Annotated in this window: 15 protein-coding genes; 8 read left to right on the top strand and 7 right to left on the bottom strand. The window is 44.0% G+C overall.

The features are described from left to right. Positions 1-16: 16 nt before the first annotated feature. The 7 genes from FHW88_RS15185 to FHW88_RS15155 form a co-directional block, all read right to left on the bottom strand. On the bottom strand, positions 17-1318 hold the full coding sequence (locus FHW88_RS15185) for a phenylacetate--CoA ligase family protein (protein ID WP_317171369.1): 1302 nt from the start codon (positions 1316-1318) through the stop codon (positions 17-19). Further along, complete coding sequence (gene acpS, locus FHW88_RS15180) at positions 1315-1692, bottom strand: holo-ACP synthase (protein WP_090533594.1); 378 nt, start codon at positions 1690-1692, stop codon at positions 1315-1317. The genes FHW88_RS15185 and acpS overlap by 4 nt, the downstream gene beginning before the upstream one ends. After that, a complete protein-coding gene (locus FHW88_RS15175) occupies positions 1689-3371 on the bottom strand; it encodes a C45 family autoproteolytic acyltransferase/hydolase (protein ID WP_176626494.1) in 1683 nt (560 codons plus the stop codon). The genes acpS and FHW88_RS15175 overlap by 4 nt, the downstream gene beginning before the upstream one ends. Further along, positions 3364-4878 carry a phytoene desaturase family protein gene (locus tag FHW88_RS15170; RefSeq protein ID WP_176626492.1) on the bottom strand — a complete coding sequence of 505 codons (1515 nt, stop codon included), beginning with the start codon at positions 4876-4878 and terminating at the stop codon, positions 3364-3366. The genes FHW88_RS15175 and FHW88_RS15170 overlap by 8 nt, the downstream gene beginning before the upstream one ends. Then, positions 4879-8733 (bottom strand): 1-acyl-sn-glycerol-3-phosphate acyltransferase, encoded by a 3855-nt coding sequence (locus FHW88_RS15165; RefSeq protein ID WP_176626490.1) that lies wholly within the window; start codon positions 8731-8733, stop codon positions 4879-4881. It abuts the gene before it with no gap. 3 nt (positions 8734-8736) lie between these two features. Further along, positions 8737-9933: a DUF2062 domain-containing protein gene (locus FHW88_RS15160; protein ID WP_176626488.1), complete on the bottom strand. Its 1197-nt coding sequence runs from the start codon at positions 9931-9933 to the stop codon at positions 8737-8739. Positions 9934-10223: 290 nt separating this feature from the next. Further along, the gene (locus tag FHW88_RS15155) at positions 10224-10754 is read right to left on the bottom strand and encodes a hypothetical protein (protein WP_176626486.1); all 531 of its coding nucleotides are present in this window, start codon (positions 10752-10754) and stop codon (positions 10224-10226) included. Between the two features lie 39 nt (positions 10755-10793). On the opposite strand from FHW88_RS15155, the gene FHW88_RS15150 reads away from it, so the two are divergent. The 8 genes from FHW88_RS15150 (at position 10794) to FHW88_RS15115 (ending at position 17585) form a co-directional block, all read left to right on the top strand. Next, complete coding sequence (locus tag FHW88_RS15150) at positions 10794-12566, top strand: aromatic amino acid ammonia-lyase (protein WP_317171368.1); 1773 nt, start codon at positions 10794-10796, stop codon at positions 12564-12566. Beyond that, entirely contained in the window at positions 12563-13291 is a 729-nt protein-coding gene (gene fabG / locus FHW88_RS15145) for a 3-oxoacyl-ACP reductase FabG (protein ID WP_176626484.1), read from the top strand. The genes FHW88_RS15150 and fabG overlap by 4 nt, the downstream gene beginning before the upstream one ends. A 416-nt stretch (positions 13292-13707) precedes the next feature. After that, the gene (locus tag FHW88_RS15140; RefSeq protein ID WP_176626482.1) at positions 13708-14928 is read left to right on the top strand and encodes a beta-ketoacyl-[acyl-carrier-protein] synthase family protein; all 1221 of its coding nucleotides are present in this window, start codon (positions 13708-13710) and stop codon (positions 14926-14928) included. 11 nt (positions 14929-14939) lie between these two features. Continuing rightward, positions 14940-15197, top strand: a complete 258-nt coding sequence (locus FHW88_RS15135) for a phosphopantetheine-binding protein (protein ID WP_176626480.1) — start codon at positions 14940-14942, stop codon at positions 15195-15197. After that, on the top strand, positions 15197-16075 hold the full coding sequence (locus tag FHW88_RS15130) for a lipid A biosynthesis acyltransferase (RefSeq protein ID WP_176626478.1): 879 nt from the start codon (positions 15197-15199) through the stop codon (positions 16073-16075). The genes FHW88_RS15135 and FHW88_RS15130 overlap by 1 nt, the downstream gene beginning before the upstream one ends. Beyond that, entirely contained in the window at positions 16072-16494 is a 423-nt protein-coding gene (locus tag FHW88_RS15125) for a 3-hydroxyacyl-ACP dehydratase (RefSeq protein WP_176626476.1), read from the top strand. Before FHW88_RS15130 ends, FHW88_RS15125 begins: the two co-directional genes overlap by 4 nt. Positions 16495-16502: 8 nt before the next feature. Next, a complete protein-coding gene (locus FHW88_RS15120; RefSeq protein WP_090533571.1) occupies positions 16503-17147 on the top strand; it encodes a hypothetical protein in 645 nt (214 codons plus the stop codon). A gap of 12 nt (positions 17148-17159) precedes the next feature. After that, positions 17160-17585, top strand: a complete 426-nt coding sequence (locus FHW88_RS15115; protein WP_217633217.1) for an acyl-CoA thioesterase — start codon at positions 17160-17162, stop codon at positions 17583-17585. Positions 17586-17595: the final 10 nt, after the last annotated feature.

The raw sequence follows: 17595 nt of genomic DNA, 5'->3' as shown, positions 1-17595 counted from the left end.
AGTTAGCACATAATAGCTACTTTCTTTTATCGATAAACTTAACAGGCTTGCGTACCGCTTCAGGGAATTGTAATTTCTGCATCTCATCGTGCTTCAGATAGGTGATATGCGGGCTCACCCTTAGCCTGGCCTGCAAATTAGCCCGGATCTTGCGGTCGCATTCATCGGTATAGTTAACAGGCAACAGGTGAAGCAGTACTTCGTCCATACCTATCTCATTCGAGTACACTTCGGCTACAAAATCTTTGATCTCTTCCATGCCATTCAGCAAATCAAATAAAGCCGGCGGATAAAGGGTTGTACCTTTAAACTTGATCATCTGCTTTTTACGGCCTACTATGGATGACAGCCTGATACTGGTACGCCCGCAGGCACAGGGCTCATCAAAATAATGGCAGATATCTCCTGTTTTATAGCGCAGCAGCGGCATCCCTTCAACGCCAAGCGTGGTAATGGTCACCTCCCCCGATTCACCCGGAGCAACGGGGTTGTTGTGCTCATCCAATACCTCAACAATCAATAGCTCCGGTTGATGATGGCCGCCCCTGCCCTCGCCGCATTCTGTAAAGGCAGTTTGCATTTCCGTAGAGGCATAGGTTGAATACAGTTTGATATCCCAGGCTTCGGTGATCTTTTGACCTAAAATATTCAGGCTGAAATCAGTATTGCGGATATTCTCACCAATACAAACCGCCTTTTTAACTGACGATGCATTGATATCGATGTGATGCTCCTGTGCAAACTGGATCAGCTTTAAAATGAACGATGGTACGGCTACGATTGCTGTAGGTTTTAACCTCAAAATGGTTTCCCATTGTAGCGATGGCACACCCGGTCCTAAACGGATAATGCCCGCCCCTATTTTGCGGATACCCGAATAATAGGCCATTCCGGCCATAAACTGCCTGTCGAGCGTGAGCATGAGTTGGTACAGGTCAGCCGCCGAGCCATCGGCACAGGTAAAAGAATTGTACTCGTTATAAGCTAAACGCTCAAGATCATTTTCAGTAAGGGCAATAGTTACCGGGCTGCCTAAAGTGCCGGAGGTGGAACTGTACTCAATGATCTTGCCCCTATCCACACATAAAAAATCGTCGTTGCGTTTTTGCAGGTCTTCTTTGGTGGTGGTCGGGATCAAGCGCAGGTCATCAAGCGTTTTGACCTGGTTGATATCAATATGATGCTGTGCAAACAGGTCTTTATAAAAAGGCGAGTTTTGGCTGAGGTAAGCGAGCAACTCCTGCAGCTTTCGCTCCTGGTATTTTACAACCTCGTGTTTGGGTTGGTGTGCTAATGGTTTAGGGTGTTGTGTTATCACTGTTCAATAATTACCACGGCCGATGCCATTGTTTTCAGATGGGTTAATGATACGGAAATTTTTAACGGCCCGTTACGGTTAATCACTCCCGCGCTTTCGCCGGTAGGTTCTAAAATGGGCTTGCCGTTTTCATCATTGCTGATCTCAATTTCGCTAAAAGCGGTATCTTTTAGCCAGCCCGTACCTAATGCTTTAAAAAAAGCCTCTTTAGCGGCGAAGCGGGCGGCATAATGCTGATACTTATTGGTCTTGCTCTCACAATAGGCTATCTCCTTTGCCGAAAAAACCAGCTCACGAAAACCTTGTTCTTTAGCAATACTGCTTTGCACACGCTCCACCTCTATCATATCAATACCTACACCTAAAACTGTCATGAGCTTAACTTTTTAGTACATTTTTCAACCTGCTTTTTGATATAGTTTTCCTCGTTTACGGTGGCAATTACTTTGGTTAAAGCCGTTTTGTAATACCCGAGGGCTTTTTTATACTCGTTATGTTTAAACGAATAATCACCGGCAATCACATACGCGTGGTAAAATTGCGGATTGCTGGCCACCACGCTATCGGGGTTAATCTCTTCACCGTCAAAAGCTTTTTGTTTCAGCGTACGATAGGTTATAAAATTACGATAAGCCCGCGTGTTCAAAAACGCATCGGGCTTAATGGTAAGCGCGGTATCCATAATTTCATGATCAGTTTGCATGCCTTTCATGGCGAAGATCTTTTTCAAATCATAAGCCACAAACTCCCCCAGTTGCCATGGCGAGGTTGATACCCAAACCAGCAGCTTTTGCGGTTCAAAAACTACAGAGTGATGGGCAATTAACTGGTTCAATGCTTTCTCATTGCCCATGCCGATATTTTCACCATGCAGGCCCTGGCGGTCGCGCAATATATCAACCGTTTTTTGCACCGTGTTTTTACCTTCGGCATTCAGCAGTTCCATTAAACGTTGGTAGCGATATCGTGAGGCGCTATTACTCAACTGCACCAGGTTTTCTTTAGAATGTGCCAGCCCTTTGCTTTGAAAGTGGTTGGCGCAAACAATATAGTTTTGGCGAGGATCATACACATCCAGCGTATCGGGTGTTTTCTCGATCACTACGGCCTTGTTATCTTCGGCCGAAGCTACCAGGAAAGATTCGGACACAAACATTTTGCGTTTTTTGGCGATCGCGATGGCCTCTTTAATGTTTTGGGCGTATTGCAAGATCTCACGGGCTACTAAAGATACCGGTGTGGCCGAACCCGATGGGATATTGGTCTTGTCGGCATTGATGGTAACGCTCAGGCCTTTTTCGTTCATGCCGGATACCGCGCCTACGAAGCCGCCCCAGGTTATGGTCATGAATTTATGCCCTTCAGATGGATTGAAGAATGCCACTATTTTATCATGCGCAAAATTATCGCCTACATAAAAATCAAAGTTCCGACCTACGATCATGGTACCATCGGCCGAGCGATCGTTCCAGGTACCAAACGAGGTACATCCCACCAAGGCCATGCTTTGCAGCGCGTGACCGATATCATGCGCGGCGTGGTAATTCAGGATGCGCTGATAATTGGAGCCGATATACTGGTATTTATCTGATGCTGATTTGGAGATGCCGTAGATCTCCTCTTTATATTCTTCGCTTACGTTCTTAGCCAAATCGCGGTTAAACCAGGCTATAAAATATTTCAGGAATGACAGGTAGGACTGTGAGGGGATGATCTTATTGATCTGATCGGTAAAATAAACCTCCTGGTTTACCACCAGCTCTTTGCTCAGTTTGCCATTAATTACCCCGCGCTCAAAAGGCTTACCCTCTACATACATCTCAAACAAACCACTCTTACTTTTCCGGAACCAGTTGTTATTAATGGTATAAAACCCCGGCGAAGGTTCCTTTCGTTGTAATTGCAGGCTGCTCAAGTCGGCAGGTTTGGGCGGGTAATCGATAGCTACGCAGTACAGGTAAATAAAGCCGATCAGCAGCAAGCCCACAAACACAAGGCCTGTATACAACACCCTTTTCCCAAACCGCTTCCAGCTAAATTTACTGTTACGCATTTCTTATTTTATCTATCAGATCATCATTGCCCAACAAAGCGCAACAGGTTACAATCCCGCTCATGGCGGCCCCTAAAATTCCATGTAAATTAAGGTTTTGCCCAGTGAAGTACAAATTAGGCAGTTTGGTACGCGGCGAAATGAACGTTTTCAGCGGGTGTTTATAATCCTTGGCAATGCCATAAAGCGAACCATCATCATTGCCAATATAATCACGGTATGAAAGTGGCGTGGCGGTGTAGTACGAATAGATCTTTTCCCGTAAACCCGGAAATTTCAGTTCCACATCATCCAATAAAACCTCGGCTTTGCGCTTTTTAAATTGCTCGTATGTTTCTCCGCGATAAGCTTCGTCAGATACCGTATTGAAAGTATCTTGCCATGGCTTTACTTCTTCATAGCGCATATAGGCCAGTATGGTCATACCATCGGCGTATTCTTTATTTTTTGAGGATGGAGTCATGAACACGGCATAACCCAGCGGCCAGTTTTGCTGCGTATAATCGGCCATGTGCCATACCTGCCCGTCCTTAAAACTATAAACGTTATGGCTAAAGTATTTGAATGTATCTTTCTTAAACACAATATTGATAGTGAACGATGACACCGAGTTTTCCAGGCTTTTTAACCGGTTCCTGTATACGTTCTTGATCACTGATGAGTCCGTCATTTCCAATGTTTTCACCGGGTGAATGTTGGATATAAAATGACCGGCATACAGCTTTTCGCCATGCTGCAGTTCAACATACGCTATTTTACCATCCTGTTCTACCAGTTTTTTCACGGCTTTATTCCGGATAATAACGCCGCCCCTGTTGCGGATATTGCGGGCAATCAGTTTAGCAATCTGCGAACCGCCGTCAACACATTTCCAGGAGCTTTCAATGTAGCTGTTAAGGATAAGCGCATGAACGTAGAGCGGTGTTTTATCGGCCTGCCCGGCATATAAAGAATTGTTACCGGCCAGTACCTGCTGCAATTTTTTATTGTTGGTGATAGATGCCAGAAAAGCCTCCGTGTCCACCTCCAACACATCGGCCTTTTCATAAAAATCATCCGACGAACGCAAATTATACAACGGAAACTTATCGCAAACCTCTTTCAGTTTATCGCAATAGGCCCGTAACGCTGGTTCTTCATCCGGGAAATAAACCAACAGCTGTTTGATGAAATTATCATAGCCCTGAGCCTGGGGATATTCAACCGGATCGTTATCAATCATGATCTTATCAAAGGCATCGGGGTTTTGTTTTTCCAGTTTCAGGTTATCGATAATATCTATATACTTAAAGATCTGGTATAGATTTTGCCCCTTATCGAGCCCGCCGAGGTAATGCACCCCGGAATCAAAGATAACCTTGTCGCGTACGTAGGTTTGCAGCGAGCCGCCAAGCTGCTTGTTTTTTTCAACAACACAAACCCGGTAACCTTCACGACCGAGCATATCGGCGCAAACCAAACCGCCCATACCGCTGCCAATGATCAGTACATCAAACTTATCGTTCATTTAAACTGGCTGCCCTTCTTTTTTAAGCACAAAAATAATATTTGAAGTGTATTTCGTGTTGTCAATCTCGGCGACCGAAAGATCATGCACTGCCGCTATATCCCGCAGCATTTTCCCCGAAAGGAACGAAAGACCATTTGCTCCTGTTTTATTAAAACCAAGCAACTTGGTCGAAAAAGTTTCGGTAAGCTCCGTGCCCTTGTGCCTTTCCTGCATATCCTTATTGCCATCTCTGATGATGAGCTGGCCATTAGGAGTTAGTTGGGTGATACATTTTTCTATCAATTGCTTTTGCTCAACGGGTTGTAAATAATGCAGCATATCGGCCATAATAATGGCATCATATTGCTGCATTTCAAAAGCAAGGGCATCAGCATAAACAAAATTGATCTCAGCCGTTTTGCTGAAACAATTGTTGGCTACTTCAATTTTCTCCTCATCATAATCAACCCCGGTAAACTCGCGCTCCGGTGCAGCGAAATGCAACATGTAGGGCATAAACCCATATCCGCAACCCAGGTCGAGCATTTTCCCCTGTTTAGGCAACAGCTCATGAAATACCTGGTAATTTTTTTCGAGGCGGACTTTGATCCGCATATACCATTCTAATACCGGGCCTTTGTACAGGTAGTTGTAAAACAGTTGCTCTTTAAAATAAGCCGGTTGCTCAATTTCGGCGCTTAGCTTTTGATATTCTTCTTTAAAATAGCGGCTGATATTTTTGGTGCGTTCGGCATAACCATTGCCAAATGATGTATCAGCAGCAGCAATGCGCGGCAGGTATTTGATGGTAATCGTTCCATTCTTCAGCAGAAAGTCGCCTTTGGTCATGTTATAACCTGTACCGTGCAACACAATGGGCAATATCTCCATACCCAACTGTTCGGCTAAAAAGAAAGCCCCTTTATGGAAACGTTTCATTTTGCCATCTGGCGAGCGGCTGCCTTCAGGAAAAATCACCATCGAGTATCCTTGTTTAACCTTTTCGGCCAGTTCATCAACGTTCTGCTCTACGCCTTCGGCCACCGGGAAATAACCAGCCATCCTCACCACCGCACCAAACACCGGCGAGTTCCAAACCCAGTGATTGGTAAACAAGATCAGTTTAGGATGCTGCATGATCAGCACCAAAATATCTAAAAACGATTGGTGATTACTGATCACCACGGCAGGTTTCTCAAAACTGTCTTTATCCACTACACGCTTACGCAGGTTAGGCATGATATGCATCATCGACCAGCAAAACTTCGACAGGATAGCATGATAAACATATTTGTTTCTTGGGCCTTTAAACGGGTTGAGCTTAATCAAAAACAAACCAATCAGGCTTGATAACAGGCAGCCGCTCACAAAGTAAGTGAAGGCAAAAACGGAGATTATGAAGCCGCTCAATGTCCATGGGAAACGTTTCGCTTTTACCCGGTTCCTGATGAGCAGATTAAACAAAAACGGGATTAAAATCTGCGCCATCACAACCACGCAAACTATGCCGATGATGGAGATTAATGCGATTGAACGCAAAGCTGGATGTTTGGCAAAGATCAGCACGCCCAAACCCACAACCGTTGTAATAGCCGATAAGAAGATGGATGATTTGTACGACGATAAGTTCTTTTTGCCCGTTTTATATTCCTGCAGCAATCCATCCATAATAAACAGGCTGTAATCATCGCCCAAACCAAATATCAGTGCCGATATAATGATGTTCACGATATTGAACTGAATGCCCAACAAGCCCATCAAGCCCAAAATCCAGATCCAGGAAATAAACATCGGGATAAATGAGACCAGCGTAAGTTCGATACGCCCGTAAGTAAGCAGCAGCACCGTAAACACCAGCAATGACGACATAATGGCGATGCTGGTAAAATCATTATTGATGATCCCCACAAAACGGTTTGTTAAGTACTGCTTATCAACAACCGTAACATTTGGCGAGTTCTCGAACAGCTTGTACAATTTGGCTTTATCAGCTTGTGAGATCTTAACCAGTGTAATTACCCCTGCCCGGCCCGGTCGCTCGGTTATGTAATCATCCAACAAACTTTTGCGGATGCCGGCCATTTCATCCTGGCCAACTGGTTTAAAGTTTTTATTGATGAGTTCGTAAAAATGATCAAAAGCAGATAGTTTAAAACCTAAGGCAGCGCCTTCATTAACCAATACAGCCATTAACTGCTGTTTTTTTGCAGGTGTCAAGTAGTTATTCCAACGGGCAATGCGGGCTTTTTGCAGCGAATCGGAAATAATGAGCGATGATACACCGGAGTATTTTTTGACGATGTTTTTTTCTTTCAGTAATTCTATCTGTGCCGAGAGCTTTTCGTTAGTCCGGAGCGCATCATCTAATGTTTTGCCTTCAGCCAGGAAATAAACCGATTGCAGGGCGTATTTATTAATAGCGTTCAGTTTGGCTTCGGATGCTTTGAGTTTATCGGTCATGAAATTCATGCGGTTCATATCCGTTTCAAAGCTTACGTTCCGGGCAGTATAGCTAAATACTACGGTAAGAATGGCAATAGTTGAAATAATAAACTTGTTATACTCGGGGTTATAGGCAGCTATCTTATCAATCCACGAAAGTTGTGCTGTATGCTGATCCTGTTCTTTTTTGGAGGCGATGAAATGCGGCAGGAACACCAGCGAGCAAAACGAAGCACCGATTAAGCTAAAAGCCGCAAACAGACCAAGATCTTTCAGCATTTCCGACTTTACAAACTCAAGGCACAAGAAACCGCCAATGGTTGTAAAACTGCCCACAGTAAGCGGCATAGCCAAATCGCGGATCACCTGTTCAATACTGCGGGTATGGCGGTAATGATTAAACACGTGCAGCGAATAATTAACCGCTATTCCTAACACCACCGAACCCGTGCCCAAGGCTATTACAGAAATACTGCCTTTTACAAAATAAACCACCGCAAGCGAAAACAATGCGCCAAACAAAACCGGCACTAAAATCACAACTGGTGCGCGCTTTTTTCTGAAGTAAAAACCCAGGAAAACAATCAGGAACACCACCGTAATCCCCTGGGTGAACATGGAGTCCTTGCGTAATTGCAGGGCATTGCCTACCGATACGGCTGTGGTACCGAAATAGCTGCAATCAACTGTTTGAAAGTTTTTAGTTTGTAAACTATCGATAACCTGGTCGATGCCTTTAAGCATTACGGCATTCTCACCAGTATTATTGGGCGAGTATTTGGGGGTGATGAACAGCAGCAGGTTTTTGTGATCTTTGGTCATCACATAGCTATCGTACAGTTCAAAATTTTCGTCGTATTGCAGCTGTTGCAATTTTTTAAGGCCTAGATACGAGATCCCAACCGGATCGCTGCTGATCATGCTTTTCAGCGCTAATCCTGCGGGCGAGGTCAGCGTACGCAAATCGCGGGCAAGGGTTTCTTTTACCTGATCGGGGCGGATAAGTGTGTCAATATTTAAATAGTCACGCTCGGTAAGATAAATGGGCAGACTTTTATTGATAGTACCAAACAACTCCATCACTAACCCATCATCAACCTTTGCATTGATCTTACTTACATACCGTGGAAGTTTTTGCTGAACGGTTTCGGTAAAATTATCGGCAAAGGCTATAAGGCTATCGGGCTGCTGTTGTGTGGAATCTTTTAACGATACCATCACCACCAGCTTATCAACAAACTTGGAGTTTTGAAAAATATAGTTGAGTTTCTCTATCTTTTTATCCTTCGGCAGTATTTTGGAAATATCCTCCTCAAACCTTATCCTCGAAGCGAAAAAACCGATAAGCACAAAGCTTAACGCAAACACAGTATAAAACAGTGGTTTGCGGATATTGAAATAATTATAGATGCCTACCAGGATTTTTTCCATGAATTACAGGGCGGGGACTGGCCTCCGCTTAAACAGCTTTAGTAACGCAAAAGTGAGCAATCCAGCTATAATACCTGCAAAAATTGCCAGCGAAATGCTGCCGTAAAGATATTGTTCCAAATGTTCGCCAATGGATTTAAGCGAAATTTTATCCAAAGGGATATCCACATCCTTGCCGCCCATCCATAGGCTCCCGGTTTTATAACTCAGAAAAATAATAACCGGGATCATGGGCGCAACGCTGATGTGGGCAGCCGTAACCACGATGGCCTTGTTGAGCCTGAACAGGAAGGCCAGCGAAATAGCCACCAACAACTGGAAACCCCAGATAGGCACAATCCCCATAAAAACGCCAAAAGCTACAGATTTAGCTTTTAACTGATGCGAGTGTTCAGGGTTAAAAAACAGGTTTTTGAGCATTAGCTTAGCTTTTTTTTTATCAAAAAGCGTCCTGAAAAAATCGCGGGGTTTGATGTATGCGAAAGTTATGATAACCAGTACAGTGTTGAGTACACTAATGCGCGAAAAATCCTGAAAAGGGCGAAAATGCGATACCCGTATTTCTTTCGGGGCATAATAAACCTTTACCGGAACCCAATCTATCCTGATACCTTTCCAGGCGGCACGAACTATTACCTCTATTTCAAATTCGTATTTCCGGGTGATGAATTTCGTGCTTTTTAACAGGTGAATGGGATACAGCCTATAGCCCGATTGCGTATCCGGGCATTTAATGCCTGTCTCCACCCAAAACCAAAAGTTAGAAAACTTATGCCCGAAACTGCTTTTACCCGGCACCGACGATTGCTCCATATTTCGCGAACCAATAATCAGCGAATCCGGTTCCTGTTCCAGTTTTTCAATAAAAGCAAGCAGGTCGGTAGCAAAATGTTGCCCGTCTGAATCGATAGTGATAGCATGTTGATAACCCTGTTCGGTTGCAAATTCAAATGCTTTGCGTAAGGCCCAGCCCTTGCCTACATTCTGGGTATAGCTAACTGATTTTATTTGCGGGAAAGATTGGATGGTGGCCTGCGTACCGTCGGTCGAGCCATCATTTACCACGATAACCTGGTCGGTATAAGCTAAAACATCGGTAATAACAGCAGCCAGCGTGCCCTGATTATTATAGGTGGGTATAATAACGCATACCTTTAACTGTTTAAACTTTGCCTGTATAAGTTCTAAATTATCCGTCATATATCATTCAATCGCACGTACCGGCTTCAGTCCAGGTTTTTATCAATGGGTTTTGTGGGTTTACGTTTAATACTTTACAAAAGTATTGTTTCAGGTTAAATTAAACGTTAAATTTTTGTTGGGAGTTATAAATCATGGCATTGCTGAGAATGAGCACCGGCATTACGCGGCCGTCTTAGCTCAAGTTTTGTGGGATGGCAAAGGAGCATTGGGTAACTTGGGCTACCGAGTCACAAGTCTGCCCTGCACCGTCCTGCACACCAGACTTGCGCCAAAGGAGGTAAGCAGGTTTAGTAATGCACTGAAAGGAAGTTAAGGCCACACAATGAAGCCATATAAATTGTAAAAAGGATATAATCAGCGGCCGTAAGTTCCTTGTTCTCGATTAAATCGGGGCCTCCTCCTTTAGAAGGAACAACAAAATCCCGTTTCTGAAACTCTCTGCTAAGAAATCTTAAGAGTTGAAAAAGCAATAGTAGAGGGATCGTATTGAGAAGAGGCCCGGACGCCGTTCCATTAGGCAATTCCAAATCATAATCTCCCTTAAAATATAGGTAGAGCATAATATGTATTGCACCAAAACATAGCCAGATCAAATATGATCTGAAATTTCTTAATGACACATATAGAAAAATGTATAAAAAAGCCTGTGTCAATGTGGCATACATAAAGATTACTGCTTGCCTAACCCCTTCGCTAAAAAACAGCCGGGAGAATGCAATACAGAGAGTTATAATCGCATAAATCACGAATATAGTTTTTTCCCAATACTTAAGCTCTTCGTAGTAAATAAACGGTTTTGGGATTTTTGCTTTCTTCATTTCGGGACAAGGTCAGTTATCAAAACTATCATTTTTTATGTGAATGAAGAATTGATCAAAAGAAAGCCTGCACAATTACGCTATACAATGCCCGTCGGCCGGAGGCCGTTTAATAGTTGCCACTCGCCAAAGGCGAGCGGCGGCGGCGTTTTTCTCAAATCCGAACATTTACCTTATTTTCGCCCTGATTTTGTGAAAAAGAGTAATCAAACCTTATTAAATAAAACTGCTGTGCCCATACTACAGGTTGGAGGAAAAACCCTTACGCTGGATGATTTTTACCAGGTAATTTTTAATAGTGCTACGATTGCTCCTGACGAACAGGCACTGCAAAAGGTAGAAGCCAGCTTTAATTTTCTTGGCAATTTTTCATCCAACAAGCTTATTTACGGCATTAACACCGGCTTTGGCCCAATGGCGCAATACAAGGTGAGCGATGAAAACCGTTTGCAATTACAGTATAATCTCATCCGCAGCCATGCTTCGGGCGGTGGCAGTTTGATGCGGCCCCAGTTGGTAAAAGCCCTGATGCTTGCCCGGCTTAACAGTTTTATGCAAGCCCATTCCGGTGTACACCCCGAACTGGTGAACCTGCTTGCCGAACTCATTAATAAAAACGTTACTCCCTGTATATTTGAACATGGCGGCGTAGGTGCCAGCGGCGACCTGGTACAATTAGCACACCTGGCATTAGTACTTATTGGCGAAGGCGAGGTGATTTACAACGAAAAAGTACAACCAACAGCTTCTGTTTTTGAACAGCTAAATATCAAACCTCTCCAAATCCATATCCGTGAGGGACTGGCTATTATCAACGGCACTTCGGCTATGACGGGGATTGGTCTGCTGAACATCATCCGCGCAAAAAAATTGTTGGGCTGGTCGGTAATGCTTTCAGCAATGATCAACGAGGTTGTGGGCGCTTTTGATGACCATTACTCGCACGAGCTAAACAGGGTTAAACATCACAAAGGGCAAAATGCTATTGCCACGCAATTGAGGGAAATCCTGAAGGATAGCCAAATGACCCGTAGCCGCTCAGAGCATTTATACAATCCCGAAAATATCGATCAGGAGGTTTTTGAGGATAAAGTTCAGGAATACTACTCGCTTCGTTGTGTAACGCAAATTCTCGGTCCGGTGTATGATACCATTGCCCAGGCAGAGCATGTGGTTGTTGATGAGCTTAACTCGGTAAACGACAACCCGGTTATCGATCATGAAAGTCACAATATTTTCCACGGCGGTAATTTTCATGGTGATTATGTATCGCTGGAAATGGACAAACTCAAGATAGCTGTTACCCGTTTATCGATGCTATCAGAAAGGCAGTTGAATTATTTACTGAATGATAAGCTGAACCAGAAGTTTCCGCCGTTTTTGAATTTAGGTGTATTAGGCTTCAACTTCGGAATGCAGGGAATGCAGTTCACGGCTACCTCAACCGTTGCCGAAAACCAAACCCTTTCGTACCCCATGTACGTACACAGTATCCCAAACAATAATGATAACCAGGATATTGTAAGCATGGGTTGTAATGCGGCATTGTTAACAAAAAAAGTGATCGATAACAGTTTCGAGGTACTGGCTATCCAGGCTATGACGCTGCTGCAGGCTGTCGATTACCTTGATTGCGCAAACAAGCTATCTACCCAAACCAACAAAGTTTATACCGGCTTGAGGGCTATATTCCCTACATTTATTGAGGACAAACCCAAATACCAGGATCTGCAGCAAGTAAAAGCTTATTTTGAAACGGCCGAAATATTTCCTGAATTTATTAAACCTTTTAACACCAAAAATATCATATGAAATGTGCATTAGTAACCGGCGGCTCAAGAGGAATTGGCAGGGCCATTTGCTACAAAATGGCCGCTATGGGTTATTATGTACTGGTTAACTATAAAGGCAACATCGACGAAGCCAACAATACCCTCGCCCAGATCAGGAAGAATGGCGGCGATGGCGAGCTGTTGCAATTTAATGTTGCCGATAAGAACGATATCCAACAAAAATTAGGCAGCTGGATAGAAACCAATACCGAAAAGTACATTGAAGTTTTAATAAACAACGCCGGCGTTAAAGACGATGGCCTGATGATGTGGATGACGGACCAGCAATGGGATGGGGTAATAAATACGAGCCTAAGTGGCTTCTTTTACGTTACGCGTTTAGTCCTTAACGGAATGCTGGTTAAAAAATACGGCCGGATTGTGAACGTGGTTTCGCTTTCAGGGTTAAAAGGCTTGCCGGGACAGGTGAATTATTCGGCAGCCAAAGCAGGTGTTATCGGTGCAACTAAGGCATTGGCGCAGGAGGTTGGTCGCAGGGGGATTACGGTAAATGCTGTAGCACCGGGGTTCATTGCTACCGATATGACTGCCGGGCTTGATGAAAAGGAACTGAAAGCGATGGTGCCATTAAAAAGATTTGGCACACCGGAGGAGGTTGCTCATGCGGTAGGCTTTCTGGCTTCGCCGGAAGCGGCTTATATTACGGCGGAGGTGCTTTCGATAAATGGAGGGTTGTATTCGTAAAGAAAACGAAAACAAAGCTACCGCCGCCGCTCGGCTCCAGCCGAGTGGCAACTATCGAGCGGCCTCTGGCCGCCGAAACTAAAATATAAGCTCGCGCTTGTTTGCAACGAGCGCTTAAACTGGGATAGCGTTTGTAACGCGCTAAAGGCGATGCAATCGCCAAACCATATGAAGCACACGTTGCAAACGTGCGCAAGAAAAGAAAGGCGGTGGCAAATTTTATTTGCGGGTAACAAACACAAGAGTAATTAACTCTTAATATAAATTTAATCATAAGCTATTAAGATACAGGTATTTTAATAGCCGAAATTTGAAACATTAAACGAGCGCTATACATACAAAAACCAGATTAAGTTCTATTTTTTTGTATTTTTATCACATTTTGTTGACTATGTACTATCAGTTTTTGCTCAAATATGAATAGGGTTGTGATAACAGGGATGGGTATCTATTCGTGTATTGGGAAAAATCTTGATGAAGTTAAGGAATCCCTTTATACCGGCAGGTCGGGCATTGTATATGATGCTATCCGTAAAGATTTTGGCTACCGCTCAGGGCTTACCGGCGCGGTTGAAAAGCCCAACCTTAAAGGTACGCTTGATCGCCGGGCGCGTATCATGTTGCCCGAGCAAGGCGAATATGCATATATAGCCACCACCGAAGCATTACAGCAGGCAGGTATCGATGCCGATTACATCGCCCAAACCGATGTAGGCATTTTATACGGTAACGACAGTACTGCCAAAGCTGTTATCGAAACCACAGATATCATCCGCGAGAAAAAAGACACCATGCTCATTGGTTCTGGTGCGGTTTTTCAAACCATGAACTCTACTGTTACCATGAACCTGGCTACCATATTCAAGCTGCGCGGTGTCAATTTTACCATCAGCGCGGCTTGCGCCAGTGGTTCGCATTCTATAGGTATGGGTTACCATCTTATCAAAAGCGGTATGCAGGACTGCATTATTTGCGGCGGCGCACAGGAACTCAGTCATTATTCAATGGGCAGTTTTGATGCGCTTTCGGCATTTTCTGTACACGAGGCCGACCCTGCTAAAGCCTCCCGCCCCTTTGATCGTGACCGCGACGGGTTAGTACCAAGCGGCGGTGCAGCTACCGTGATATTGGAAAGCCTGGATTCGGCCCTGAAAAGAGGCGCTACCATTTTGGGCGAGGTTGTTGGTTACGGTTTTTCATCAAACGGGGGGCATATCTCAAACCCAACGGTTGAAGGCCCTGTGCGTTCGTTAAACATGGCCCTTAAAGATGCTGGGATACAGGCATCCGAAATTGACTATATCAACGCTCACGCTACCTCTACCCCTGCCGGTGATTCCAGTGAAGCTAAAGCTATTGACGAGGTTTTTGGCGATTACAAACCGCTGGTAAGCTCAACAAAATCCATGACCGGACATGAGTGCTGGATGGCGGGAGCAAGCGAGATCGTTTACTCAATGCTGATGATGCAAAACTCGTTTGTTGCACCCAACATTAATTTTGAAAACCCCGACGAAGATTCGGCGAAGCTTAACATCGCTACCGAAACTATCGGGAAAAATATAGATACATTCCTGTCAAACTCGTTTGGGTTTGGCGGCACTAATTCGTCCCTGATTATTAAAAAATATATTTAAACTAAGCCGTTATGCAAATTGAAGAGATCATAGAAAAAATCAACAGCTTCCTTGCCGAAGAATTTGAGGTTGACGCAGATAAAATGGTACCCACAGCAAACCTGAAAGAAACCCTCGACCTGGATAGCCTCGATTATATCGACCTTGTTGTTGTGATTGAAAGCAACTTTAGGTTCAAAGTAAAGCCGGAGGATTTTACGGGTATCGTAACCTTCCAGGATTTTTACGACTACGTACTATCGCGCGTGCAACCTAAGGAGCTTGCATAATGCCCGCCTGGCAGGGAAAATCAAAAGGCAATACCCATGGCTACCGCATTTTTGTGAGCGTTTTAAAAACAGCCGGTGTAATGCCGGCCTATTTTATGTTGAGGTTTGTGGCGCTTTATTACTTCCTGTTTTCGTGGCAAACATCAAAAGGAACATACTACTATTTCCACAAGCGGCTCGGTTTCGGCAAGATAAAATCAATATTGAAGCTGTACCAAAATTATTACCTTTTCGGGCAAAGCATTATCGATAAGGTGGTGATCATGTCGGGCATCCCCAACAAGTTCAGCTTTAATTTTGATGGGATAGATAACCTGCGACAGATAGCCGCCATGAACAAAGGCGGGTTGTTGCTTAGCTCCCACATTGGCAGTTGGGAAATAGCCGGCGAATTGCTTGACCACATTAACACCCGTATTAACATTGTGATGTTTGATGGAGAGGACAAACAGATCAAGCAATACATGGATTCGGTAACCGGCGAGCGGAGAATAAACATCATTGTGATCAAAAATGACCTGTCGCACATATTTAAAATCAACGCCGCATTTCAGAACAATGAGCTGGTTTGCATGCATGCCGACAGGTATATCGAAGGCAATAAAACCATAACAAGGGAGTTTTTAGGTGAGGACGCGAAATTCCCGGCAGGGCCGTTTGTAATGGCCGAAAAATTTAAAGCGCCGGTAACGTTTGTTTACGCACTAAAAGAAAGCGCGTTGCATTACCACTTTTTCGCCAGTCCGGTAAAGGATTATTCGGATTGGGGCAGAGGCAAAGGCATGGAACAACTGGCAAATGATTTTATAACCAGCTTTGAAAACAAGGTAAAAACGTACCCTGAGCAGTGGTACAACTATTATAATTTTTGGCAATGATCTTACCAACACAGGATATTTTACCGTTGATACCACAGCGGTCGCCATTTGTAATGATTGACAAGCTGTTGTCATCAACTGATGACAACACGGTAACCTCGCTTCAGGTAAAGGCTGATAACGTTTTGGTAAGCGATGGCGAATTAAGCGAAGCCGGACTGACCGAAAACATAGCCCAAACCGCCGCCGCTGATGCCGGATATGCCGCTCAGCAATTAGGCAAACCTGTACAGCCGGGCTTTATCGGTGCGGTAAAAAACCTGGAAGTATTTGCTTTACCAAAAGTTGGCGATACCATAGAAACCGAAGTAAAAATTGAAAACCAGGTTTTCGATGTTACCATCATCAAAGGAAAAATTACTTGCAAAGGCATAACGATAGCCCAATGCGAAATGAAAATATTTATTCAACCACAATAATATCAACCATGAAAAAAAACGCAATTAAACTGAGTTTACTGATACTTTTATTAACCGCGTTCTTAAAACCGGCATCTGCCCAAACCAAAGCAGAGGTATTCGATAAAAAAACCCCGATAACCTGGTTAGGTATGGATTTTTCACAAATGAAATTCATTGGTTCGGAAGAAGCTTACAGACGGGAGGTGATCAATGCCGAATTTGTTGGCAAATACATCCCCCTATGGGAAAATTTCTTTCTAAAAGAACCTAAAAAATATAACCCAGCCAGGGCGGTTCACCGCGATACCGTTCATTTTGCAATGAATGTTACCGAAAAAGTTAACAACGCGCTTACCAAAAACTTCTTTGATACTGATCCCGGTCATTTCAAAACGCTGACCGAAAAAGATATTGATGCATTGATTAAAAACTATGATTTTTTAGGTAATAAAGGCATCGGTATGTTGCTGATTGTTGAAGGCATGGATAAAGGGCGGGCGCAAGGGGGCGCCTGGGTAACTTTTGTTGATATGGATAAGAAAACGGTTTTATATACCGTTTTCCGCACCGGCAACAGCCGTGGATTTGGTTTCAGAAATTACTGGGCACACCCATGGCCGGTAATCCTGGACGATTTTGGCGCTGATTTCGATCTTTTCAAAAAATACTAAGCCCCTAAGGTTTTGCAGCAATCGCTAATAAATACTATTGAGATTGAAGTCAAATTCAGTGACGTGGATATGCTGGGCGTGGTTTGGCATGGCAACTATATCCGATATTTTGAAGATGGCCGCGAGGCGTTTGGCAAGCAATATGGCCTGGGTTATATGGATGTATATAACGCGGGCTACGTTGTGCCTATAGTTAACGTAAATTGTGATTATAAGCGCTTTTTGCGGTACGAGGATAAGGTGATCGTCGAAACCACCTACACCCCTACCGAGTCGGCAAAGATCAATTTTACTTACAGGTTACTCAACGCCCAAACCGGCGAACTTATCGTTAAAGGATCGACAACACAGGTTTTTGTTCGCCGTGATAATTTTGAACTGCAACTTACCAACCCGGATTTTTTTCTGGATTGGAAACAACAACAAGGTTTGATATAACAGAACGCCG

It is taken from the genome of Mucilaginibacter sp. SG538B, assembly GCF_013376065.1.
In the GTDB taxonomy this organism is placed as follows: domain Bacteria; phylum Bacteroidota; class Bacteroidia; order Sphingobacteriales; family Sphingobacteriaceae; genus Mucilaginibacter; species Mucilaginibacter rubeus.
The sequence above is the reverse complement of the archived record's forward strand: the minus strand, read 5'-3'. Positions and strand labels throughout refer to the sequence as shown.

What these genes read in the sequence shown, in the direction of transcription:
- acpS (WP_090533594.1), bottom strand. Translation starts at nt 1,692, where the DNA reads ATGACAGTTTTAGGTGTAGGTATTGATATGATAGAGGTGGAGCGTGTG.
- FHW88_RS15175 (WP_176626494.1), bottom strand. Translation starts at nt 3,371, where the DNA reads ATGCGTAACAGTAAATTTAGCTGGAAGCGGTTTGGGAAAAGGGTGTTG.
- FHW88_RS15170 (WP_176626492.1), bottom strand. Translation starts at nt 4,878, where the DNA reads ATGAACGATAAGTTTGATGTACTGATCATTGGCAGCGGTATGGGCGGT.
- FHW88_RS15165 (WP_176626490.1), bottom strand. Translation starts at nt 8,733, where the DNA reads ATGGAAAAAATCCTGGTAGGCATCTATAATTATTTCAATATCCGCAAA.
- FHW88_RS15160 (WP_176626488.1), bottom strand. Translation starts at nt 9,933, where the DNA reads ATGACGGATAATTTAGAACTTATACAGGCAAAGTTTAAACAGTTAAAG.
- FHW88_RS15155 (WP_176626486.1), bottom strand. Translation starts at nt 10,754, where the DNA reads ATGAAGAAAGCAAAAATCCCAAAACCGTTTATTTACTACGAAGAGCTT.
- fabG (WP_176626484.1), top strand. Translation starts at nt 12,563, where the DNA reads ATGAAATGTGCATTAGTAACCGGCGGCTCAAGAGGAATTGGCAGGGCC.
- FHW88_RS15140 (WP_176626482.1), top strand. Translation starts at nt 13,708, where the DNA reads ATGAATAGGGTTGTGATAACAGGGATGGGTATCTATTCGTGTATTGGG.
- FHW88_RS15135 (WP_176626480.1), top strand. Translation starts at nt 14,940, where the DNA reads ATGCAAATTGAAGAGATCATAGAAAAAATCAACAGCTTCCTTGCCGAA.
- FHW88_RS15130 (WP_176626478.1), top strand. Translation starts at nt 15,197, where the DNA reads ATGCCCGCCTGGCAGGGAAAATCAAAAGGCAATACCCATGGCTACCGC.
- FHW88_RS15125 (WP_176626476.1), top strand. Translation starts at nt 16,072, where the DNA reads ATGATCTTACCAACACAGGATATTTTACCGTTGATACCACAGCGGTCG.
- FHW88_RS15120 (WP_090533571.1), top strand. Translation starts at nt 16,503, where the DNA reads ATGAAAAAAAACGCAATTAAACTGAGTTTACTGATACTTTTATTAACC.